The organism is Sphingopyxis microcysteis (assembly GCF_012274265.1).
Taxonomy (GTDB): Bacteria; Pseudomonadota; Alphaproteobacteria; order Sphingomonadales; family Sphingomonadaceae; genus Sphingopyxis; species Sphingopyxis microcysteis.
The window spans coordinates 257098-279101 of the sequence record NZ_JAANYY010000005.1 but is presented as its reverse complement, the minus strand read 5'-3'; the positions used below and the strand labels follow the sequence as shown (position 1 = coordinate 279101).

The following is a 22004-nucleotide window of genomic DNA, read 5'->3' as shown; positions in this document are numbered from 1 at the left end:
ATAATATATCATAACTATCTATGTCAAGCTTAAGAGTAGGGAAGCAGGACGCGGGCTTACCGTTGTTGCTTGGCTAGCTGGCGGCCAGACGCGCGATCGCCTGATCTTTCGCGATCAACGGCAGCAGTTCCGCCATATCGGGGCCATGGTCGCGCGCGGTCAGGGCACGGCGGAGCGGCAGGAACAGGCTGCGGCCCTTTGCCCCGGTCGCTTCCTTCACCGCCGCGGTCAGCGCATGCCAGGGGTCGGCGCTCCAGTCGATCGTGGGCGCCGCGGCAGCAGCGGCGGCCAGCACCGCGCGATCGGCCGGGTCGGCGAGCGGCGTCGAAAGCGGTCCGTCGAACACCCCCACCCAATCGGCGGCCTCTGCGACCGTCATCAGATTGGGCCGGACCGCATGCCAGCGCGCCGCGGTGATCGCGGCGGGCAAGCGGTCGGCGACCGTTTCATAGTCGGTCTGGTGCAGGATCTTCTGGTTGAGCAGCGCCAGTTCGGCCTCGTCGAAGCGCGCCGGGGCGCGGCCAAAGCGTGCAAAGTCGATATGCTCGATCAGCGGCGTCAGGCTGGTCACCGGCTCGACCGGATCGCTGGTACCCAGCCGCGCGAGCAGCGCCGCAAGCGCGATCGGTTCGATCCCCTCATCGCGCAAACTGGCCATGCCGAGCGAACCGAGCCGTTTCGACAATTTGCCCTCGGTACCCACCAGCAGCGCCTCGTGCGCGAAATGCGGTGGCGCGGCGCCCAGCGCGGCGAACATCTGGATCTGCGTCGCGGTATTCGACACATGATCCTCGCCGCGCACGACATGGGTAATGCCCATTTCAATATCGTCGATCACGCTGGGCAGCAGGTACAGCCAGCTGCCGTCGGCGCGGCGCACCACCGGGTCAGACATGGTTTTTGGCTCGAAATGCTGTTCTCCACGAACCAGATCGGTCCACTCGATCGGCGCGTCATGGTCGAGGCGGAAACGCCAATGCGGCGCCACGCCGTCGGGTACGGGGGCATCCGCAGCCTTGCGTTCATAGACCGGCGGCAGCCCACGTGAGAGCAGGATCTTGCGCCGGATGTCGAGTTCTTCGGGGGTTTCGTAACAGGCATAGACCCGCCCCGCCGCCTTGAGCTTGTCGAATTCGGCTTCGTACAGCGCAAAACGCGCCGACTGACGCGCCTCTCCGTCGATGTCGAGACCAAGCCACGCCAGGTCGGCGCGAATCGCATCGACATATTCGCCCTTCGACCGTTCAAGGTCGGTATCGTCGATACGGAGCAGAAAGCGCCCGCCATGCCTCCGCGCCCAAAGCCAGTTGTGGAGCGCGGTGCGGACGTTGCCGACATGCAGGGTGCCGGTCGGCGAGGGGGCGAAGCGGGTCACGACGGTCATGCCGCGCGCCTATAACCACTTCGCCCGCCCCGCGCGACCCCAAGCGTGCCGCGTCAGGAGCCGCGGCGGCGCTCTGGCCAATAGGCCCAGGCGATGGTCAGCAAAGTGACGATCAGGATGACGCTATATTCCATTCCATTGCGCCCCGCGCCGACCACGAACCAGCCAAAGGGCAAATGGACCATGATCATGCCGAGCGTCAGGATCGCCGCATGACCAAGCGCGGCAAAACTCGTCCAGCGCCGAGCGAGCATCAGTACTGGGCCGACGAGTTCGAACAGGGTCACCGCCAGCGCCCAAGCGAATCCCATCGGAAAGCCCTGGCCTTCCAGCCAGACGCCAAACGGCGCCACGCCGCCCGCGATCAAGCGGAAAGCGCCATGAATCAGAATCAGTAACGCGACGGTGATCCGCAGCACGTCGAGCGCCCGCTCGGCCTTTTGCGGTGACGCCTTTTCACCAAATAACGCCATATCTTGCTCCCCCTTGATTATTTCCCGATCCGCAAGCTTAGCGGCGAGTGGCAAGGGAACGAAGAGGGGAGGCGTACCGGTACCCGCCCGTTATCGGCGATGGGGGGTCAGCCGGTGCGGAAACCGTGGGTGATCGGATAACGCCGGTCGCGCCCGAAATTGCGCGTCGACAGCTTGACCCCCGGCGGCGCCTGACGCCGCTTATATTCGGCGAGCATCAGCAAGCGTTCGATCCGCACCACCGCATCGCGGTCGAACCCATATTTCGCGACGACATCATCGACGCTGGCCTCTTCTTCGACCAGCATGTGCAGCATGCGGTCGAGATCGGGATAGGGCGGCAGGCTGTCTTCGTCCTTTTGGTCGGGACGCAGCTCGGCGCTTGGCGGCTTGGTGATGATCGTTTCCGGCATCACCGGCGCGACCGGATTGCGCGACAGGCGCGGCACATTCTCGTTGCGCCACTTGGCGACCGCAAACACCGTCATCTTATAAGCGTCCTTGAGCGGATTATAGCCGCCCGCCATGTCGCCATAGATCGTCGCATAGCCGACGCTCATCTCGCTCTTGTTACCCGTGGTCAGCAGCATCGGACCAAATTTGTTCGACAGCGCCATCAGGGTCACGCCGCGGATACGCGACTGGACATTCTCCTCGGTAATATCGACCTCGCGGTCGGCAAAGCTGCCCGCCAGCATCGTGTCGAACGCATCCACCGCGGCCGCGATCGGAATGGTGTCGAGCTTGCACCCGATCAATTCGGCACAGCCCGCCGCATCGTCGAGGCTCGCCTGGCTGGTAAAGCGGCTCGGCAGCATTACGCACCACACTTTGTCGGGGCCGAGCGCGTCGGCGGCGATCGCGGCGCAGATCGCCGAATCGATCCCGCCCGACAGCCCGAGCACGACGCCGGGAAAGCGGTTGCGTGTCACATAGTCGCGCAGCGACACGATCATCGCGCTGTAAATGTCGGCGGGGTGCGCCTCCCATTCGGCAATCGCACCGGGGGCGCAGGTCCAACCGGCGCCATCCTTCGTCCAACACGTTTCCCGTTCTTCCTCTTCCCAATCGGTCAGCCGGTGTGCCGTCGTACCATCGGCGTTGAGTACGAACGAGCAGCCGTCGAACACAATCTCGTCCTGCCCGCCAATGCGGTTGAGGAAGATCAGCGGCAGCCCGGTCTCGGCCACGCGGCTGGCGAAGACCTGCGTCAGCCGCCGCTCGTCCTTGTCGATTTCATAGGGGCTGCCATTGACCGAGATCAGCAGTTCGGCGCCCTGGTCGGCCAGATGCCGGCAAACTTTCGGCAGCCACCCGTCCTCGCAGATCGGCAGCCCGAGCTTGATCCCGCGCCAATCAACCACGTCGGGCAGCGGGCCGGAGACAAAGATGCGCTTTTCGTCGAAAGTACCGTAATTGGGCAGTTCGTGCTTGCGCCGCGTGGCGACGATCTTGCCGCCATCAAGCAGCGCGACGATGTTATAAAGGTCCGCCCCATCGCGTTCGACCGACCCGACCAGCATCGCCGGGCCGCCATCGCCGGTTTCCAGCGCCAGTTCGGCCAGCAGGGTCGCGGCGCGTTCGGCCAGCGCAGGTTTCAGCACCAGATCCTCGGGCGGATAACCGATCAACTGGAATTCGGGGTAGAGGATCAGGTCGGCCTCTGGGTGGCGCGCCCGAACGCTGCGCATCGCATCGGCATTGGCGGCAAGGTCGCCGACCGCCTGCGTCATCTGGGCCATCACGATGGTGAGCTTTTGGACGGCGTCGGTCATGCCGCCGAGCCATACGCCCGGCGGCGGCGATTGCAATGCTCAGCCGAACAGAAGATCGGGAAGGAACCGTCCCGGCATCATGGCAAAGGCGCCCGCAACGATCAGTCCGATATAAACCCCGCGCATCGCGCGCTGGTGCGCAATGATATTGCCGCGCCGCGCATGCCAGATGCCCATGGGAATCGAATAAAGGGTGATCACCGAAAAGATGTGGATCGGACCGATGCCGCCCGTCAGCCCGCGCAGCCAGAAGCTGTCGATCGCGGTCACCAGCATCAGCAGCGCCCAGACGCGCCCCGCCGCCTTGTGCCCGCGCGTTCCCTTGGGCGCCCACAGCACGAAAGCGCCGAGCGGCACCGCAGGGATCACGGTGCCGAGATGGATCCATAGCGCCCAAGCCGGGGTGCGATATTCGCCCTGTCCGCGCATCAGATAGCCCAGCGCCAGTACCGCGGCGGTGACCGCGGCAGTCTGGGCGACCGCGCGGATAAAGGGGGTGTAACGGCGGATGGGCGAGGCGGCTGCGGCATGGGTGGTCATCGGATAGTCCTTGCTGGTCGATGCACCGCAGATGCCGCACCGCGATTGGCGGGCAATCGCGACTTCGCCGGTCGGGCCGAAAACTTCGCGAATCCGGCGCAGCTGCCAATTGACGAAGCGCCAAGTGGCAGCCAGACCGGCGTCATGGCGCGGAAAATTGCGATCGAAAGCTTTCTGATGATCGTCGCGGGGATCATCCTCGCGCTGATCGGCCCGTTCGGCAGCTACGAATTGCCGCTGGTGCAGCGACTCATCCTGTGGCCGCTGCTGGTCCTCTGCGGTTATCCGATCTTCGGCGGCCTCGGCGCGGTGGCACGCTGGCTCGCCGAGGCGGTGCGCATCCCTTATGCGGTGACCGTCGCGCTGGGGCTGATCGTCGGTTCGATGCCGATGACCCTGCTCGTCATGCTGCTCTGGCGGCGCGCATCGGTTGGCGAGGCGCTCCAGTCGCCGCTGCTCGGCGCAATTTATCTGCAGGTGCTTGTGATCGGGGTGATCATCCACACGGCAATGTATCTGCTCTTCCGCCCCGCCGCCGATCCCGAACCGACGACGGCCGCGGTGGCTCCGCCGCCGCCGCAACCTGTCGCCGCGAATGCCGGCAGCGGCGCTGCTGAACCGACGGCGCCAACATTGCCGCTCCCGCCCGGCTTCGGCCCAGTGCGCGCTCTGAAAGGCGAGGATCATTATGTCCGCGTCATCGGCGACGGTCGCGAAGAGCTGATCCTGATGCGGCTGCGCGATGCCATCGAGCGGCTCGGCCATGCCGACGGCCTGCGCGTCCATCGCAGTTGGTGGGTGGCGCGCGGCGGGGTGACCGCGGTACGCCGTGACGGACGGGCCGCGATCCTGACGCTAGCTGGCGGGCAGGAGGTGCCGGTATCGCGCGACATGATGCCGCAGCTTCGCGCCGCGGGATGGCTTTAAGCACTTCCCCTATCGCCCCCCGCTGGCTAAGGGGCGCGCAATCCTATCCGCCGCGAAAGGGCCGCGCACCCCATGAAACTGATCTCCGGCAACAGCAACCTGCCTCTCGCCCGCGCCATCGCGGACTATCTGGAACTGCCGCTGACCGACACCAGCGTGCGCCGCTTCGCCGACGAGGAAGTGTTCGTCGAGATCCATGAGAATGTTCGCGGCCAGGACGTGTTCATCGTCCAGCCGACCAATTTTCCGGCCAACGACAATCTGATGGAGCTGCTGATCATCACCGACGCGCTCCGCCGCGCCTCGGCGAAACGCATCACCGCGGTCATCCCCTATTTCGGCTATGCCCGCCAGGACCGCAAACCCGGCCCGCGCACGCCGATTTCGGCGAAGCTTGTCGCCAATCTGATCACCACCTCGGGCGCCGACCGCGTGCTCGCGATCGACCTGCACGCCGGGCAGATCCAGGGCTTCTTCGACATCCCGACCGACAATCTCTACGCCGCGCCGGTGATGAGCGCCGACATCCAGGCGCGCTTTGGCGACCGCAATCTGATGGTCGTGTCGCCCGACGTTGGCGGCGTGGTCCGCGCCCGCGCGCTTGCCAAACGGCTCGACAACGCGCCGCTGGCGATCGTCGACAAGCGCCGCGAACGCGCCGGCGAATCCGAAGTGATGAATATCATCGGCGACGTTTCGGGCCGCTTCTGCATCCTGATCGACGACATCGTCGATTCGGCAGGCACTTTGTGTAACGCCGCCGGGGCGCTGAAGGCTGCGGGCGCCGAGGGCGTCGTTGCTTATTGTACCCACGGCGTCTTGTCCGGCGGCGCGGTCGCCCGCGTCGAAGCGAGCGAGCTCACCGAACTCGTCATCACCGACTCGATCCAGCCGACCGACGCGGTCAACGACAGCAAGAAGGTTCGCGCGCTGACCGTCGCCCCGCTGCTTGGCGAGGCGATCAAACGCATCGCCGACGAATCGAGCGTTTCGTCGCTGTTCGACTGATCGCATGACGCTCGAATCCGACATCGCCCTCGCCCATCGCCTCGCCGATGCGGCGGGCGCGGCGATCCGCCCGCTGTTCCGTTCGGCCTGGGCGCACGAAGCCAAGCCCGACGCCTCGCCGGTGACCGAGGCCGACCGCGCCGCCGAAGCCGCGATGCGCCGCCTGCTCGACGCCGAAGCGCCGCGCGACGGGATCATCGGCGAGGAATATGGGACGGAGCGCCCGGAAGCGTCGCGGCAATGGGTGCTCGACCCGATCGACGGCACCGTCAGTTTCATGGTCGGACGCCCGATCTTTGGTACGCTGATCGCGCTGCTGCAGGATGGCTGGCCGGTACTGGGCATCATCGACCAGCCAATCGCGGGTGAACGCTGGGTCGGCGCGGCCGGACAACCGACCTTGTTCAACGGCCACCCAGCGCGGGCGCGAAGCTGCCGCACCCTCGGCGACGCGGTGCTCGCGACCACCGGCCCGCAATATTTCAGCGATCATGACGGCGAGCATTTCATGGCGCTCGCCGCCAAGACCGCGCACAAGCGCATGGTCTTCGGCGGCGATTGCTATAATTATGGCCTGCTTGCGAGCGGGCATATCGACCTGGTGGTCGAGGCTGGCCTCAAGCTGCACGACTTTGCCGCGCTGGCACCGATCGTCGAGGGTGCGGGCGGGACGATGTGCGACTGGAACGGCGATCCGCTGAGCGCCGACAGTGCGGGGCATGTCATCGCGCTTGGCGATCCGGCGCGACTCGAGGATGTGATCGAAGGCCTCGCCTGCCATCATTGAATGCACGCCCGGCGCTGCGACACCCGCAACGCTTGCATTTCCGCGCGAATCCCCCTAAGCGCGCCGCTTCCGATTGTACCGGCTGGCGACAAGGGCTGCCAGGCCGATACGCAAACGGACTTCAAAAGGAGACCAAAATGCCCAAGATGAAGACCAAGAGCGGTGTGAAGAAACGCTTCAAATTCACCGCCTCGGGCAAGGTGAAGCACGGCGTCGCCGGCAAGCGCCACCGCCTGATTTCGCATAACGCGAAGTATATCCGTACCAACCGCGGCACCAGCGTGCTCAGCGATTCGGACGCAGCCCATGTGCGCCTCTGGGCGCCCTACGGCCTGAAGTAAGGAGCGCTAGACCATGTCACGCATCAAACGCGGTACGACGACGCACGCCAAGCACAAACGGATTCTGGAGCAGGCGAAGGGCTATTATGGCCGTCGCAAGAATACGATCCGCATCGCCAAGCAGGCGGTCGAAAAGGCCGGCCAATATGCTTATCGCGACCGCAAGGTTAAGAAGCGGAGCTTCCGCGGCCTGTGGATCCAGCGCATCAACGCCGCGGTCCGCGCCGAAGGCTTGACCTATTCGCAGTTCATGCACGGCGTGAAGCTGGCCGGGATCGAACTCGACCGGAAGGTCATGGCCGACCTCGCGATGAACGAAGGCGCGGTCTTCACCGCCATCATCGCCCAGGCGAAAGCGGCGCTGCCCAAGGCAGCCTGACGCTTTTCGGCCGAACGGCACGAAACAAGGGCGGTCCCGGCGGGGCCGCCCTTTTTCGTTAGCGTCTGGGCGGCGGGGGTGTCGACTGACGGCCAATTGCGGTCATACCACCATCGTCATCCCGGCGAAGGCCGGGATCTCACCCTACCGGTTTACTGCACCGGCGAGATCCCGGCCTTCGCCGGGATGACGAATAAGGGAAGGCTGGGAATCCCCCCCCAAAGCGGCCACTCGCCCCACCCCGAACGAAGAAGCGGCGCGAAGCTTTCGCCTCGCGCCGCTTCGACAATGGTTCCAGTGGGAAACCATCGCCCCCCCGCCCGTTCCGAAAAGCCGTGGGTCGCAGAAAGCTGCCGGCCGGGCGAAGTTTGCAAATTTTTGCCCGTCGGAGAGCACCTCCAAAGGATGATTGGCGCAACTATGAAGAAGTTGGGGCGTAGAAAATTGTACAAACCCGACAGAGAATGGCGTCAAAATGTTGTTTTTCGTCGTTAATGCTCGTTAGAGGGATGTCGATGCCCGAACGCAGCACGCCCGATGCCACCCCGTCCGACGTCCGAATCGCCACCCGGTTTTTCGCGGTGTCGTCGGCGCTGCGCTCCTATCTCAGCACCATCTATCTCACCGAAGTGTCGGTACCCGCAGGGACCCGCGTCGACGACTATCTTCACCCCGAATGGGCCAATTTGCGCTTTGTCGACGGCGACGTCCCGTTGGCGTCGGTCGGCGGCGCCCCGGCGATCCCGACGCCGCATTTTATCGCGACCGGCCCGACAAGCACCGCCACCTATTTCGCCGTCGGCAATATGCGGGTCTGGGGCATCGGCATCGTGCCGCTGGGGTGGGCAAAACTCATCCCGCTGCCGGCCGACGAAATGGCCGACCAGTTCTGCGACGGTGCCGCGCACCCCGCCTTTGCCGCATTCGCGCCGCTGGGCAATAAGTTGCGCGGGGTGAATGATGTCGATGCCGCCGCCGCCATGATCGACGCCCATTTCTGCGCTTTGTTGGGTGACGCCCCGCCCGACGATCCCGCGATCCTCGCGGCGCACCGCGCGCTTGTTGACGACGACCTGTCGACCGTCGCCGACCTGTCGGCCAAGCTGGGGCTGTCCGAACGCTCGATCGAACGCCTCAGCCATCGCGCCTTCGGCTTTTCGCCCAAGCTCCTGCTGCGCCGCCAGCGCTTTCTCCGCTCACTGGCGCGCTTCATGCTCGACCCGTCGATGGCGTGGATCGATACGATGGATCATCATTATTATGACCAGGCGCAATTCACCCGCGACTTTGCCAAGTTCATGGGAATGAGCCCGCGCGAATATGCCGCGCGCCCCAAACCGATCCTGGGCGCCGCCGCAAAGGCGCGCGCCGCAGCGATCGGCGCGCCGGTACAGGGGCTGCACAAGCCCGGCGGATAACCCCCCAGGGCTTGACCCACGCATTGCGTTCGGTGCAAGCGGCGGCGCGGCTTTTGGTCGCCGCTGCAGGACGAATGATGATGAGTGATATTCAGGCCGTTCAGGCCCGGCTGGTGGACGACATAAATGCGGCGAGCGACCTCGACACGCTCGAAGCGCTGCGCGTCGCCGCGCTCGGCAAGGCGGGCAGCATCACCGCGCTCCTGAAAACGCTAGGGGGGATGAGCCCCGAAGAGCGACAGGCGCAGGGGCCGCGGATCCACGCCCTGCGCGAAAGTGTCACCACCGCGATTGCCAGCCGCAAGGCGGCGCTCGACGCCGCGGCGCTCGACGTCAAACTCGCCGCCGAAGCGATCGACATGACGCTCCCCGCCGCCGACACCCCGCGCGGCAGCGTGCATCCGGTCAGCCAGGTGATGGACGAACTCGCCGAAATCTTTGCCGACATGGGCTTTGCGGTCGCGACGGGTCCCGAGATCGAGGACGACTGGCACAACTTCACGGCGCTCAATATCCCCGAGACGCATCCGGCGCGCGCGATGCACGACACCTTTTATTTCCCCGACGCGAACGCCGACGGGCAAAAGATGCTGCTGCGCACGCATACGTCGCCGGTGCAGATCCGCACGATGATGACGCAGGAACCACCGATCCGCATCATCGCCCCCGGCCGCGTCTATCGCAGCGACAGCGACGCGACACACACGCCGATGTTCCATCAGGTCGAAGGTCTCGTCATCGACCGCGGCATCCATATGGGGCATCTCAAATGGACGCTCGAAACTTTCCTGAAGGCCTATTTCGAACGCGACGACATCGTGTTGCGGCTGCGCCCGAGCTATTTTCCCTTCACCGAACCGTCAGCCGAGGTCGATGTCGGTTACAAACAGGAAAAGGGGCGCCGGATCGTCGGCGGCAACGGCGACGACGAGGGCCATGCATGGATGGAGCTGCTCGGCAGCGGCATGGTCAATCGCCGCGTGATCGCCAATTGCGGGCTCGACCCCGATGAATGGCAGGGCTTTGCCTTCGGCGTCGGCGTCGACCGGCTGGCGATGCTCAAATATGGCATGGATGACCTCCGCGCCTTCTTCGACGGCGACCTCAGGTGGCTGTCGCACTATGGGTTCAATGCGCTGAATGTCCCCACGCTTAGCGGGGGGATTTCGGCATGAAGATCACCCTCGACTGGCTCCGCGAGCATCTCGACGGCACCTACGGCGTCGACGATGTGGTCGCGACATTGAACCGTATCGGCCACGAGGTCGAAGGCGTCGAAAATCCCGCCGAGAAACTCGCCGGTTTCCGCGTCGCAAAAGTGCTGACCGCGGAAAAGCATCCGCAGGCCGATAAATTGCAGGTACTGACCATCGACACCGGCGACGGCGCCGCGCCGCTCACCGTCGTGTGCGGCGCGCCCAATGCGCGCGCGGGAATGATCGGTGTGCTCGGCCTGCCCGGTGCGGTCGTGCCGGCGAACGGTATCGAACTGAAAGTCGCCGCGGTGCGCGGGGTCGAATCGAACGGCATGATGTGCTCGTCGCGCGAGCTGGAACTGGGCGACGATCATGACGGGATCATCGAACTTCCCGCCGATGCGCCGATCGGGACGCCCTTTGCCGACTATAGCGGCGCGGGCGATCCGGTGGTCGACATTTCGATCACCCCCAACCGGCAGGACTGCATGGGCGTGCGCGGCATCGCGCGCGACCTTGCCGCCGCCGGGCTCGGCGCGCTGAAGCCGCTCGACGTCCCGACGATCATCGGTGAGGGCGCCCCCGCGACCGAAATCGCGACCCTCGACCCAGAAGCCTGCCCCGCCTTCTTCGGCCGCACGATCAGCGGCGTCACCAACGGCACCGCCCCCGAATGGATGCGCCGCCGGTTGGAAGCGGTCGGCCAGCGCTCGATCTCGGCGCTCGTCGACATCAGCAACTATGTGATGTTCGACCTCGGCCGCCCGAGCCATATCTATGACCGCGCCAAGCTTTCGGGCGCGCTCGTCGCGCGGCGCGCGCGGGACGGCGAAACGGTCACTGCGCTCAACGGCAAGGACTATACGCTCACCGACACGATGACGGTGATCGCCGACGACAATGAGGTCCACGACATCGCGGGCATCATGGGCGGCGAGCATAGCGGGTGCAGCGAGACGACGACCGAGGTGCTGATCGAGGTCGCCTATTTCGCCCCCGAACGCATCGCGCTCACGGGGCAAGCGCTCGGCCTGTCGAGCGACGCCCGCAGCCGGTTCGAGCGCGGGGTCGACCCCGCGTTCCTCGATGATGCGACCGCGATCGTGACGCAGCATATCCTCAATATCTGCGGCGGCCAGCCGTCGACGGTGACGCGCGCGGGTACCCCGCCCGCCGAGGTGAGGACGATCGATTACGACCCGGCGCTGTCGGCGACGCTCGGCGGTATCGCGATCGCGCCCGAACGGCAGCAGGAAATCCTCTCTGCGCTGGGTTTCAGCGTGACCGAACAGGGGGGCCGCTGGCAGGTGGCGGTACCGAGCTGGCGCCGCGACATGGACGCCGCCCCCGACGTGGTCGAGGAGGTCACGCGCATCACCGGGTTCGACGCGATCGCGTCGGTCGCGCTGCCCCGCACCGATGGCGTCGCGAAACCGACCGCGACCCCCGAACAGCTGACCGAACGCCGCCTGCGCCGTGCCGCGACATCGTCGGGTTTCCATGAAGCGGTGACCTGGTCGTTCATCAGCGAAGCCGAAGCCGCGCCTTTCGGCGGCGGCGCGTGGAGCCTTGCCAATCCGATCAGCGAAGATCTGAAGGTCATGCGCCCGTCGCTGCTGCCCGGCCTGCTCGCCGCGGCGGCGCGCAACCAGAATCGCGGTGCCGACAGCATTCGCCTGTTCGAGATCGGGCGCCGCTACCTTTCCGAAGCCGAGCATCCGACGCTGGCGATCCTGATGGCAGGCTACAAAAGTGCGCGCGGCTGGCAGGCGGGCAAGGCCGCTCCGTTCGACGCGTTCGACGCGAAGGCGGCGGCGCTGGCGTTGCTCGACGCCGCGGGTGCGCCCGCCGACCGGTTGCAGGTCATGGAAGCGGTCGCCGAGGGTAGCATCTGGCACCCCGGCCAGTCGGCGACGCTGCGGCTCGGTCCCAAGGCGGTGCTCGCCGAGTTCGGCGCGCTCCATCCCGCGCTGACCCGCGCATTCGACGTCGACGGTCCGGTGATGGCGGTGCAGATTTTCCTGGACGCGATCCCGGCAAAACGCGCGAGCGGTCCCGCGCGCGCCGCATTCACGCCCCCGGCGCTGCAAGCGGTGCGCCGCGACTTCGCCTTCCTCGCGCCCACGAGCCTGACCGCCGCCGAGCTGGTCCGCGCGGTGCGCGGCGCCGACAAGGCAGCGATCGTCGGCGCACGGCTGTTCGACCGCTTTGTCGGGCAGGGCGTGCCCGAGGGGCAGGTGAGCTTGGCGGTCGAGGTCGAGTTGCAGCCGGTGGACAAGAGCTTCACCGACGCCGAGCTGAAGGCGATCGCCGACAAGGTGGTCGCAGCGGCGGCAAAGGTCGGGGCGGTGCTGCGGGGGTGAGGCTGTAAGGCAGCGGTCGGGTTACAAGCGATTGCAGTCATAGCACGATCGTCATCCCGGCGAAGGCCGGGATGACGGATAAAGGAAGGTCCGCTCACCACCTCAGAACGGCTGGGCTGGCCGCCCTTTTCGGTGGCTATGGCTTCGGCGCCGTCCGGCCCTATATCTCCGGTAAGGACGGAGAAACGCGCATGGCCGGGCCAAGCCAGTATCAGCTTTTCGAAACCGCGGCGGGGATCGCCGCGATCGGCTGGGCGGGCGCCGCCGTCACCGCGTTGCGGCTGCCCGCGCCGACCGCGTCCGAAACCATTCGGTCGATCGAGCGGCGCCTGCCCGATGCGGTTCGCGCCGAACCGTCGACGGGAATCGCGGCGGTAATTGACGCCGTGATCCGTTACTTTGTCGGCGAACGCACCGAATTTTTCACGGTGGCGGTCGATCCGAGCGAGCAGCCACCCTTTTACGCCCGCGTCTATGACCATGTGCGCACGCTCGGCTGGGGCGAAACGACGAGCTATGGCGCGGTCGCACGCGCGCTGGGTACCGGGCCCGAACAGGCGCGCGCGGTTGGGCAGGCGATGGCAAGCAATCCGGTTCCACTGATCATCCCGTGCCACCGTGTGCTGGCAGCGGGCGGCGCACTCGGCGGCTTTTCGGCACCGGGCGGTTCGGTGTCGAAAGCACGAATGCTCGAACTCGAAGGCGTGCGGCTTCCGCCGGTCCAGCAGGGGTTCGATTTCTAGGCCGCCACCGCTTCCTCACTCGCGCTCCCCGCCGCCTCCAGCAGCCGTTTCTCCAGCGTCTTCACTCGCGCCGCGCTGTCGATCTTGTCGCCGATCAGGTCGGTGACATAGAAGGTATCGACCGCGCGTTCGCCATAGGTCGCGACATGCGCGCTGTGCACCGTGACCTTCGACTGGAACAGCGCATAGGCGAGCTGGTTGAGCAGCGCGGGGCGGTCCTGCGCATTGACCTCGATCACGGTGAAGCGGTTCGACGCCTTGTTGTCGACGAAGACGCTCGGCGCGATACGGAACGCTTCGGCGCGGGTGCGCGGCAGTGCGCGCGCTTCGAGTTTGGGGAGCAGTTTCTGGCGGTTGGCGAGCGCGTCCTCGATCGCCCGCGTCAGGCGGCCGATCTGCCCCGGCTCGTCGAACGGGCGGCCGATCGGATCCTGGACGAGGAAATTGTCGAGCGCGAGGCCGTCGCGCGTCGTGTGGATGCGCGCATCGATGATGTTGCCGCCCGCCAGATGGATGCCCCCCGCGATACGGTAAAAGAGCCCCGGATGGTCGGCGGCGAGCACCATCACCAAGGTCGCGCCGCGATCGTCGTCGGGGACTGCGGCGATGTGCAGCGGCGCATCGCCCGCCTGCCGGATATGGACAAGGTTTGCGGCGATGACTTCGATCGGCTCGGCGATCCAGTAGCTTTCAGGCAGCCGCTTCGCGACCTTTTCGAAGCTTTTCTGGTCGAAACCGAACTGCGCCGCGACGGCTTCCTTCTTGCTGGCAATGCGTTGTTCGCGGCCCTTTTGCTTGTGGCCGAGGCGCAGCACCTCCTCCGCCGCGTCATAAAGTTCGGTGAGCAACTGCCGTTTCCAGCTGTTCCACACGCCGGGGCCGACGGCGCGAATATCGACCACGGTAAGCACGAGAAGCAGGCGCAGGCGTTCGGGGCTTTGCACCTGTCCCGCGAAGTCGAGGATCGTCTTGAAATCGGCGAGGTCGCGCTTGAATGCGGTCGCCGACATCAGCAGGTGGTAGCGCACGAGCCACGACACGGTTTCGGTCTCGGCCTCGCTCAGCCCCAGCCGTGGGCAGACGCGCAGCGCGAGCTCGGCGCCGAGCACGCTATGGTCGCCGCCACGCCCCTTGGCGATGTCGTGGAGCAGCACCGCGACATAAACGGTGCGGCGCGAATGGATCTGCCCCATGATCGCGGTCGAGAGCGGATGATCGTCCCCCAGCCGCCCCTGTTCGATGTCGGCGAGCAGGCCGATCGCGCGGATCGTATGTTCATCGACCGTATAGTGGTGATACATGTCGAACTGCATCTGCGCGACGACGCGGCCAAAATCGGGCACGAAACGGCCGAACACCCCCGCCTCGTTCATCCAGCGCAGCACCGTTTCGGGATCGCGCGGAGACGTCAGCACGTCGAGGAACAGCGCGTTGGCGCGCGCGTTGCGGCGCACCCCCTGCGTCTCGATCAGCTTCGCATCATGGCGCGCCTGCCGCATCGCCTGCGGATGGATTTCGAGGCCGTGCTTGTCGGCGAGCGCGAAAATCTCGACCAGCCGGACGGGGTCGGCCTGAAAAAAATCATCCGACGGCAGCGCGAGTCGTCCGCGGTCGAGAACGAAGCCGTTGAGCTTGCCCGGCCGCCGCCGGATCGTCGGCAGGAAGCGCCGCCCGCGCGCCGCGAGCTGTTCATCGAGATGCGCGAGGAAGGTACCGGTAACGTCGCCGACGCTTTTGGCGTGGAGGAAATAGAGCTGCATGAACCGCTCGACCGCGCTTTTGCCAGGGCGGTCAGCAAAGTGCATCCGCCGCGCAATTTCGGGCTGGAAATCAAAGGTCAGCCGGTCCTCGGCGCGCCCGGCGAGCGTGTGGAGGTGGCAGCGGACCGCGAGCAGGAAATTTTCGGCGCGCTCGAACTGGCGCAGCTCGCGCGCGCTGAGCAGCCCCGCGTCAACGAGCTCGGGAACGGTGCGCACGCGGTGGATGAACTTGCCGATCCAGAATAGCGTGTGAAGGTCGCGCAGGCCGCCCTTGCCCTCCTTCACATTGGGTTCGACGACATAACGCGAATCACCCATCCTTTTGTGGCGCTCGTCGCGCTCGGCGAGCTTTTCGGCAACGAAGGCGCGCGCATTGCCCGCGACGACTTCGGCATCGAAGCGCACCGACGCCTGGTCGTAAAGCTCGCGGTCGCCCCAGATGAAGCGGCCTTCGAGCAAAGCGGTGCGGATGGTGAGGTCGTCCTTGGCGGCGCGCACCATCTCGTCCAATGAGCGGCTCGAATGGCCGACCTTCAACCCCAGATCCCACAGCGTGTAAAGCTGCGCCTCGATCACCTGTTCGGTCCAGCTCGTCTGCTTAAATGGGGTAAGGAAGCCGATGTCGATGTCGCTGTGCGGCGCCATTTCGCCGCGGCCATAGCCGCCGACTGCGATCAGGGTGATGCGCTCGCCCGCCGAGCGGTTGTTCGCGGGGTAAAGATGCTGGATGGTGAAATCATGGCTGAGGCGGACGATCTGGTCGATCAGGAAGGCGGTCGCCTGCGCCGCGACGCGCCCCGCCGAGGGACGTTCGCGCAGGCGGCGTTCGACCTCTGCCCGGCCCGCCTCGAGCGCATCCTTGAGCAGCGCGACCATCGCGCGGCGGCGCGCGCCTGCATCGCTGGTTTCGGCGGCGATCTCGTCGAGCCGACCCGCAAGCGCGCGGCGATCGATGATCGCGCGGCGCTGGTCGAGATTGTCGAACAAATTGCTCATGCCTCGTCGGCCATCAGGCGTTTGAGCGTATAGAGCGCGTCGAGCGCCTCGCGCGGGGCGAGCGCGTCGGGGTCGATGCAGCTAAGCGCCTCGCGCAGCGCATCCTTTGCCGCGGCGGGCGCTTCGGCGAGGGTTGCGGCGAACAGCGGCAAATCGTCGAGCCCCGCGGCGAGCCCGCCGGTCGCCTCGCGCCCCGCCTCAAGCTTGGCGAGCACCGCTTCGGCGCGCTTCACGACCTTTGGTGAGACCCCCGCGAGCCGCGCGACCGCGAGGCCATAGCTGCGGTCGGCGGGGCCGTCGGCGACCTCGTGGAGCAGCACCAGATCGCCCTGCCATTCGCGCGCGCGGACATGGTGGAGCGACAGCGCGTTCAGCGTTTCGGCGAGCCGCGTGAGCTCGTGATAGTGGGTGGCGAAGAGGCAGCGGCACCGGTTGACCTCGTGCACCGCCTCGACCACCGACCAGGCGAGCGCGAGCCCGTCATAGGTCGAGGTGCCGCGCCCGACCTCGTCGAGGATCACAAAGCTTTGCGGGGTCGCCTGTGCGAGGATCGCCGCGGTCTCGACCATTTCAACCATGAAGGTCGAGCGCCCGCGCGCCAGATTGTCGCTCGCACCGACGCGGCTGAACAGGCGATCAACGAGCCCGAGCCTCGCCGCCGCGGCGGGAACAAAACCGCCCGCCTGCGCGAGCACGACGATCAGCGCATTTTGGCGGAGGAAGGTCGATTTACCGCCCATGTTCGGGCCGGTCACGAGCCAGAGGCGGTCGTTCTCCGTCAGCGACACGTCGTTGGGGACGAAGCGTTCGCCCGATTTGGCAAGCGCGGCTTCGACGACCGGATGGCGCCCGCCGGTGACGTCGAGGCACGGCGTGTCGGCAAGGTCGGGGCGGCACCAATTATGGCTCATCGCATGGTCGGCGAGCGCCGCAGCGACGTCGACGCGCGCGAGCACGTCGCACGACGCGGCGATCGCCTCGCGCCGCGCGATCGCGGCATCGGTCAGGGCTTCGAGATGCGCGGCCTCGGCGGCGACGGCGTGGACGCCCGCCTGCGTGACGCGGCTCGCGGCTTCGTGGAGATCGGACGAGTTGAAGCGCACCACCCCCGCGAGCGTCTGGCGATGGGTGAAGCCCGATTCGGGGGCCATCAGCGCGTCGGCATGCTTCGCGGGCACCTCGACATGATAGCCGAGCACGCCATTGTGGCGGATCTTCAGCGACGCGATGCCGGTGCGGTCGCGATAATCGGCCTCGAGCGCGGCAATCGCCTTGCGCCCGTCGCGCGCGGTTTCGCGCAAGGCGTCGAGCGCATGGTCGTACCCCTCGGCGACATAGCCGCCCTGCGCGGCATCGACCGGCGGGGTTTCGATGAGCGCGCGCGTCAGTTCGTCGACGAGCGCGCCATGCCCGTCCAGCCCGGGGAGCAGGCGCGCGAGCAAAGGCGGCAGGTCGGCGCGGCGCGCGAGGCGTTCGCGGAGCAGCCGCGCGCCGCCGAGCGCATCGCGCAGCTGCGCCAAGTCGCGCGGACCGCCGCGTCCGGCGACGAGGCGCCCGAGCGCACGACCGGCATCGGGAAGCGCGCGCAGCGCCGCACGCAGTTCGCCGCGCCAGAGCGCATCGCGCGCGAGCGCATCGACAAGGTCGAGCCGGTCGAGGATCGCCGCCTTGTCGGTGAGCGGGCTCGCCAGATCGTCGGCGAGCAGCCGCGCGCCAGCCGCGGTCACCGTGCGATCGATCGTGCCGAGCAGGCTGCCGTCGCGCGTCCCTGTCATCGTGCGGACGAGTTCGAGGCTTTCGCGCGTCGCCGCGTCGATCGCCATGCGCCCCGACGCAAGGTGCCGCAGCGGCGGCTGGAGAAAGGTCGGCGATCCGGTGCCGACATGGTCGAGATAGGCGACAAGCGCACCCATCGCCGCGACCTCGCCGCGCGAAAACGCGCCGAAACCGTCGAGCGTCTGGACGCCGAAAAAGGCCTCGAGCCGTTTCTGCGCGCCCGTGCTTGCAAAGTCCGACGATGGTCGCCGCACGATCTGGCGCGCCGACGAGACCGGCAGGTCGCCCGCGCTCTCGCTGAGCAGCAGTTCGGACGGCGCGAGCCGCGCGAGTTCGGCGTCGACCGCCTGCCGCGCGACCGCGACGACCTCGAACCGCCCGGTCGAAATGTCGGCGGCGGCAATCGCGACCTCGCCGTCGGTACCGACCTCGGCGAGCGCGGCGAGCCGGTTGGCGCTGCGCCCTTCGAGCAGGCTTTCCTCGGTCAGCGTTCCCGCCGTCACGAACCGCACGATGTCGCGCGCCACGAGCGCCTTCGACCCGCCGCGCGCTTTCGCCTCCGCCGGGGTTTCGACCTGTTCGGCGATCGCGACGCGGTGGCCGGCGCGGATCAGCCGCGCGAGATAGGATTCGGCGGCATGGACGGGCACGCCGCACATCGGCACAGGCTGTCCGCCATGTTCGCCGCGCGACGTGAGCGCGATGTCGAGCGTCGCCGCCGCCGCCTTGGCATCGTCAAAGAAGAGTTCGAAAAAATCGCCCATGCGATAAAAGAGCAGGCAGTCGCCCGCCTTGTCCTTCAGCGACCAATATTGCGCCATCATCGGCGTCGCGGCGGGCGCGGCTTGGTTGGAATTGGCAGCGGATCGGGCAGTGGCGGGCATGCGCCCTGCTTAGTGATTGGGGGACGCAAGGCAAGGTCGGGGTAGCGGGTGCGGGCGGAACGGGCCGATATGGGTTAGGAAGCGGACGGCATAATCAACCGTCGCCCCCGCGAAGGCGGGGGCCGCTAGCGCCCTATTGCGGCGCATCTGCGTAAACCGACAGCGGCCCCCGCCTTCGCGGGGGCGACGACCGGGCTCGCTCGAAAACATTGCCGGTTACAATCGCCGCCGGTGACGTTAGGGAATGGGCTCGGGCGCGCGTCTGGCAAATTCAACCAAGGGGAACAGCGATGGACAGCGGCAGCAAGGTGCAGTTTTCGGACCGCGAGGCGTTGCTTTACCACGAATATGGACGCCCCGGGAAAATCGAGATCGTCGCATCGAAGCCGATGGCGACGCAGCGCGACCTGAGCCTGGCCTATTCGCCGGGCGTCGCGGTTCCGGTGAAGGCGATCGCCGAAGATCCGGCGACCGCCTATGATTATACGATCAAGGGCAATCTGGTCGCGGTGATCTCCAACGGAACCGCGATCCTCGGGCTCGGCAACCTTGGCGCGCTCGCCTCGAAGCCGGTGATGGAAGGCAAGGCGGTGCTGTTCAAGCGGTTTGCCGACGTCGATTCGATCGATCTCGAGGTCGACACCGAAGATCCGCAGCGCTTCATCGAGGCGGTCGAGCTGCTCGCGCCGAGCTTTGGCGGCATCAACCTGGAAGATATTGCCGCGCCCAACTGCTTCATCATCGAAGCCGCGCTGAAAGAGCGCATGAACATCCCCGTGTTCCACGACGACCAGCACGGCACCGCGATCATCACCGCGGCGGGGCTGATCAACGCCTGTTACCTGACCGGGCGCGACCTTTCGACGGTGAAGGTCGTCGTCAACGGCGCGGGCGCCGCGGCGATCGCCTGCACCGCGCTGATCAAGGCGATGGGCGTAAGGCACGAAAATGTCATCATGTGCGACCGCAAGGGCACTATCTATCAGGGCCGCACCGACGGCATGGACCAGTGGAAATCGGCGCATGCGGTGCCGACCGAAGCGCGCGACCTGACGGAGGCGCTGGTCGGCGCCGATGTGTTCCTGGGCCTGTCGGCGGCGGGCGCGCTGAAGCCCGCGATGGTCAAGGACATGGCGCCCGCACCGATCATCTTTGCAATGGCGAACCCCGACCCCGAAATCTCGCCGCCTGACGCCCGCGCGGCACGGCCCGATGCGATCATCGCGACGGGGCGGTCGGACTATCCGAACCAGGTCAACAATGTGCTGTGCTTCCCCTTCATCTTCCGCGGCGCGCTCGACGTCCATGCGACCGCGATCAACGAGGAGATGAAGATCGCGGCTGCATACGCCATTGCCGACCTCGCGCGCCAGCAGGTGCCCGAGGAAGTCGCTGCGGCCTATGGCGGGCGCGCGTCGAGCTTTGGCCCCGAATATATCATCCCCTCGCCCTTCGATCCGCGGCTGATGGAAATCGTGCCTGCTGCGGTCGCCAAGGCGGCGATGGATACCGGGGTCGCGCAGCGGCCGATCGCCGATCTCGACGCCTATCGTACCTCCCTGCGCGCACGGCTCAACCCGACGACCTCGGTGCTGACGCTCGCCTATGAGGCGGCGCGGAACAATCCGAAGCGCGTCGTCTTTGCCGAGGGCGAGGAAGAGACGGTGCTGCGCGCGGCGATCCAGTTCCGCGACGGCGGCTATGGCATTCCGGTGCTCGTCGGGCGCGAAGGGCTGCACGACAAGCTCCGCGCGATGGGGGTCGCCGATGCCGAGAGCTTTGAAGTGCACAACAGTGTCAATTCGCCGCATGTGCCGGCGATGGTCGACATGCTGTACGAGCGGCTCCAGCGCCGCGGATATTTGCGCCGCGACGTCGAGCGCATGGTCAACCGCGACCGCAATATCTTTGGCTCGCTGCTGCTCAAAATGGGGCTCGGCGATGCGATGATCACGGGAACGACGCGTACCTATTCGCAGTCGATGCGCGAAATCCGGCGCGTGATCGACCATGCCGAGGGCAAGACGCCGTTCGGTATCCATGTGCTCGTCGACCAGCATCACACGATCTTCATGGCCGACACGACGGTCAACGAGCGACCGTCGGCCGAAATGCTCGCCGACATCGCCGAGCGCACCGCGCAGGTCGCGCGGCGCATGGGCCACGAACCGCGCGTCGCTTTCCTGTCCTATTCGACCTTCGGCAACCCTGAGGGGAGCTGGCTCGAGAATATTCGCGAGGCGGTGGCGATCCTCGACCGACGCCAACCGGCGTTCGAATATGAAGGCGAAATGGCGCCCGACGTCGCGCTGAACGCCAAGGTGATGAAAAATTACCCCTTCTGCCGCCTGTCGGGACCCGCGAATGTGCTGGTCATGCCTGGGCTGCAATCAGCAAACCTGTCGGCAAAGCTGCTGCGCGAGCTCGGCGGCGGCGCGGTGATCGGCCCGATGCTGATAGGCATGGAAAATCCGGTGCAGGTCGCGACGATGGCGTCGACCGCGTCGGACCTGGTCACGCTCGCGGTGCTGGCGGCGGGCGGGATCGCGCAGTAGTATAAGGGCGCGTCGCCCCCGCGAAGGCGGGGGCCGTTATCGGGGTAGCGCGAGGCCGCCAGCGGCCCCCGCCTTCGCGGGGGCGACGGCTCGAACCTATTTCCAAATGCTACTGACCGCTGGGCGCCCCCGCGCCCGGTGCACCGACGGCACCGATATTGCCGAAAATATCTTCGAAGAAGCTACGCTCGCGGCCCAGCGTCGGCGTCTTGTCGCCTTCGGGGCTGATCTTGCTCACCAATTCCAGTCCGGTGCGGTCGACCGCGGCGACATTGCCCGCGGCGTCGAAGCGGACGCGCAGCACCTGCTGGTCGACCGGGCGCGGCTTGGCGAAGGCGAGCTGGCGCGTTTCGCGCGAGACATAATAATATTCATTGTCGCTGAACTGGCCGACGAAGGTCGGACGGCCGAGCGTCTTTTCGACCGATTCGCGGTTATCGACGCCGGGGGTGATCGCGGTGGTCAGCAGCGGATCGACGACATAGCCCTGCCGACCCTTGAGCTGCGCGCAACCGCTGGCGGTCAGCACGACGGCAAGTCCAAGGACGATCAGGCGCGCGCGCGGAGCGGCAGACGAAAGCTTGAAATTCGGCATCTATAATCTCCGTTGCGCCTGTCGCGGCCTTTGCCAGCGGTCGGCGCTCGCTCTCGCGCCTCTTAACCGCAAGCAGATGCGGCGCACAAGCTGCTTGTGGCGCG

General features: G+C 66.4%; 17 protein-coding genes. 10 read left to right on the top strand and 7 right to left on the bottom strand.

Features of this window, described 5'->3' with window-relative positions:
- Positions 1-73: 73 nt before the first annotated feature.
- The 4 genes from gltX to G9408_RS15235 all read right to left on the bottom strand — a co-directional run bounded on the left by gltX (position 74) and on the right by G9408_RS15235 (position 4172).
- Positions 74-1384: a glutamate--tRNA ligase gene (gene gltX / locus G9408_RS15250; protein ID WP_168454786.1), complete on the bottom strand. Its 1311-nt coding sequence runs from the start codon at positions 1382-1384 to the stop codon at positions 74-76.
- A 53-nt stretch (positions 1385-1437) separates the two neighbouring features.
- Positions 1438-1857: a DoxX family protein gene (locus G9408_RS15245; protein ID WP_168454785.1), complete on the bottom strand. Its 420-nt coding sequence runs from the start codon at positions 1855-1857 to the stop codon at positions 1438-1440.
- A gap of 107 nt (positions 1858-1964) precedes the next feature.
- A complete protein-coding gene (locus G9408_RS15240) occupies positions 1965-3632 on the bottom strand; it encodes an NAD+ synthase (protein ID WP_168454784.1) in 1668 nt (555 codons plus the stop codon).
- Between the two features lie 39 nt (positions 3633-3671).
- Positions 3672-4172: a DUF2306 domain-containing protein gene (locus G9408_RS15235; protein ID WP_168454783.1), complete on the bottom strand. Its 501-nt coding sequence runs from the start codon at positions 4170-4172 to the stop codon at positions 3672-3674.
- Positions 4173-4316: 144 nt separating this feature from the next.
- Between G9408_RS15235 and G9408_RS15230 the strand changes: the two genes are divergently transcribed.
- The 9 genes from G9408_RS15230 to G9408_RS15190 all read left to right on the top strand — a co-directional run bounded on the left by G9408_RS15230 (position 4317) and on the right by G9408_RS15190 (position 13334).
- Positions 4317-5099 (top strand): LytTR family DNA-binding domain-containing protein, encoded by a 783-nt coding sequence (locus G9408_RS15230; RefSeq protein WP_168454782.1) that lies wholly within the window; start codon positions 4317-4319, stop codon positions 5097-5099.
- 72 nt (positions 5100-5171) lie between these two features.
- A complete protein-coding gene (locus tag G9408_RS15225; protein ID WP_120217724.1) occupies positions 5172-6107 on the top strand; it encodes a ribose-phosphate pyrophosphokinase in 936 nt (311 codons plus the stop codon).
- 4 nt (positions 6108-6111) lie between these two features.
- A complete protein-coding gene (gene hisN, locus G9408_RS15220; RefSeq protein WP_168454781.1) occupies positions 6112-6894 on the top strand; it encodes a histidinol-phosphatase in 783 nt (260 codons plus the stop codon).
- Positions 6895-7031: 137 nt separating this feature from the next.
- Positions 7032-7235, top strand: coding sequence for a 50S ribosomal protein L35 (gene rpmI, locus G9408_RS15215; RefSeq protein WP_120217722.1), 204 nt, complete (start codon positions 7032-7034; stop codon positions 7233-7235).
- Between the two features lie 13 nt (positions 7236-7248).
- Positions 7249-7614: a 50S ribosomal protein L20 gene (gene rplT, locus G9408_RS15210; protein ID WP_120217721.1), complete on the top strand. Its 366-nt coding sequence runs from the start codon at positions 7249-7251 to the stop codon at positions 7612-7614.
- 515 nt (positions 7615-8129) lie between these two features.
- On the top strand, positions 8130-9032 hold the full coding sequence (locus tag G9408_RS15205) for a helix-turn-helix domain-containing protein (protein ID WP_168454780.1): 903 nt from the start codon (positions 8130-8132) through the stop codon (positions 9030-9032).
- 80 nt (positions 9033-9112) lie between these two features.
- Positions 9113-10207, top strand: a complete 1095-nt coding sequence (pheS, locus tag G9408_RS15200) for a phenylalanine--tRNA ligase subunit alpha (RefSeq protein ID WP_168454940.1) — start codon at positions 9113-9115, stop codon at positions 10205-10207.
- Positions 10204-12591: a phenylalanine--tRNA ligase subunit beta gene (pheT, locus tag G9408_RS15195; protein WP_168454779.1), complete on the top strand. Its 2388-nt coding sequence runs from the start codon at positions 10204-10206 to the stop codon at positions 12589-12591. Before pheS ends, pheT begins: the two co-directional genes overlap by 4 nt.
- A 191-nt stretch (positions 12592-12782) precedes the next feature.
- Positions 12783-13334: a methylated-DNA--[protein]-cysteine S-methyltransferase gene (locus G9408_RS15190; protein ID WP_168454778.1), complete on the top strand. Its 552-nt coding sequence runs from the start codon at positions 12783-12785 to the stop codon at positions 13332-13334.
- On the opposite strand, the gene G9408_RS15185 is transcribed toward G9408_RS15190, so the two are convergent.
- Both G9408_RS15185 and mutS read right to left on the bottom strand, forming a co-directional pair.
- The gene (locus tag G9408_RS15185; RefSeq protein WP_168454777.1) at positions 13331-16090 is read right to left on the bottom strand and encodes a [protein-PII] uridylyltransferase; all 2760 of its coding nucleotides are present in this window, start codon (positions 16088-16090) and stop codon (positions 13331-13333) included. The genes G9408_RS15190 and G9408_RS15185 overlap by 4 nt on opposite strands.
- The gene (gene mutS / locus G9408_RS15180) at positions 16087-18750 is read right to left on the bottom strand and encodes a DNA mismatch repair protein MutS (RefSeq protein ID WP_168454776.1); all 2664 of its coding nucleotides are present in this window, start codon (positions 18748-18750) and stop codon (positions 16087-16089) included. Before mutS ends, G9408_RS15185 begins: the two co-directional genes overlap by 4 nt.
- 290 nt (positions 18751-19040) lie before the next feature.
- Here mutS and G9408_RS15175 point away from each other — a divergent pair, with 290 nt between their 5' ends.
- A complete protein-coding gene (locus G9408_RS15175) occupies positions 19041-21305 on the top strand; it encodes an NADP-dependent malic enzyme (protein WP_168454775.1) in 2265 nt (754 codons plus the stop codon).
- A 109-nt stretch (positions 21306-21414) separates the two neighbouring features.
- Here the strand turns inward: G9408_RS15175 and G9408_RS15170 are convergent, their stop codons facing one another.
- Positions 21415-21900: an outer membrane protein assembly factor BamE gene (locus G9408_RS15170; RefSeq protein ID WP_168454774.1), complete on the bottom strand. Its 486-nt coding sequence runs from the start codon at positions 21898-21900 to the stop codon at positions 21415-21417.
- Between the last annotated feature and the right edge of the window lie 104 nt (positions 21901-22004).

Coding starts and splice junctions, on each gene's coding strand:
- gltX (WP_168454786.1), bottom strand. CDS start 1,384: ATGACCGTCGTGACCCGCTTCGCCCCCTCGCCGACCGGCACCCTGCAT.
- G9408_RS15245 (WP_168454785.1), bottom strand. CDS start 1,857: ATGGCGTTATTTGGTGAAAAGGCGTCACCGCAAAAGGCCGAGCGGGCG.
- G9408_RS15240 (WP_168454784.1), bottom strand. CDS start 3,632: ATGACCGACGCCGTCCAAAAGCTCACCATCGTGATGGCCCAGATGACG.
- G9408_RS15235 (WP_168454783.1), bottom strand. CDS start 4,172: ATGACCACCCATGCCGCAGCCGCCTCGCCCATCCGCCGTTACACCCCC.
- G9408_RS15230 (WP_168454782.1), top strand. CDS start 4,317: ATGGCGCGGAAAATTGCGATCGAAAGCTTTCTGATGATCGTCGCGGGG.
- G9408_RS15225 (WP_120217724.1), top strand. CDS start 5,172: ATGAAACTGATCTCCGGCAACAGCAACCTGCCTCTCGCCCGCGCCATC.
- hisN (WP_168454781.1), top strand. CDS start 6,112: ATGACGCTCGAATCCGACATCGCCCTCGCCCATCGCCTCGCCGATGCG.
- rpmI (WP_120217722.1), top strand. CDS start 7,032: ATGCCCAAGATGAAGACCAAGAGCGGTGTGAAGAAACGCTTCAAATTC.
- rplT (WP_120217721.1), top strand. CDS start 7,249: ATGTCACGCATCAAACGCGGTACGACGACGCACGCCAAGCACAAACGG.
- G9408_RS15205 (WP_168454780.1), top strand. CDS start 8,130: ATGCCCGAACGCAGCACGCCCGATGCCACCCCGTCCGACGTCCGAATC.
- pheS (WP_168454940.1), top strand. CDS start 9,113: ATGAGTGATATTCAGGCCGTTCAGGCCCGGCTGGTGGACGACATAAAT.
- pheT (WP_168454779.1), top strand. CDS start 10,204: ATGAAGATCACCCTCGACTGGCTCCGCGAGCATCTCGACGGCACCTAC.
- G9408_RS15190 (WP_168454778.1), top strand. CDS start 12,783: ATGGCCGGGCCAAGCCAGTATCAGCTTTTCGAAACCGCGGCGGGGATC.
- G9408_RS15185 (WP_168454777.1), bottom strand. CDS start 16,090: ATGAGCAATTTGTTCGACAATCTCGACCAGCGCCGCGCGATCATCGAT.
- mutS (WP_168454776.1), bottom strand. CDS start 18,750: ATGCCCGCCACTGCCCGATCCGCTGCCAATTCCAACCAAGCCGCGCCC.
- G9408_RS15175 (WP_168454775.1), top strand. CDS start 19,041: ATGGACAGCGGCAGCAAGGTGCAGTTTTCGGACCGCGAGGCGTTGCTT.
- G9408_RS15170 (WP_168454774.1), bottom strand. CDS start 21,900: ATGCCGAATTTCAAGCTTTCGTCTGCCGCTCCGCGCGCGCGCCTGATC.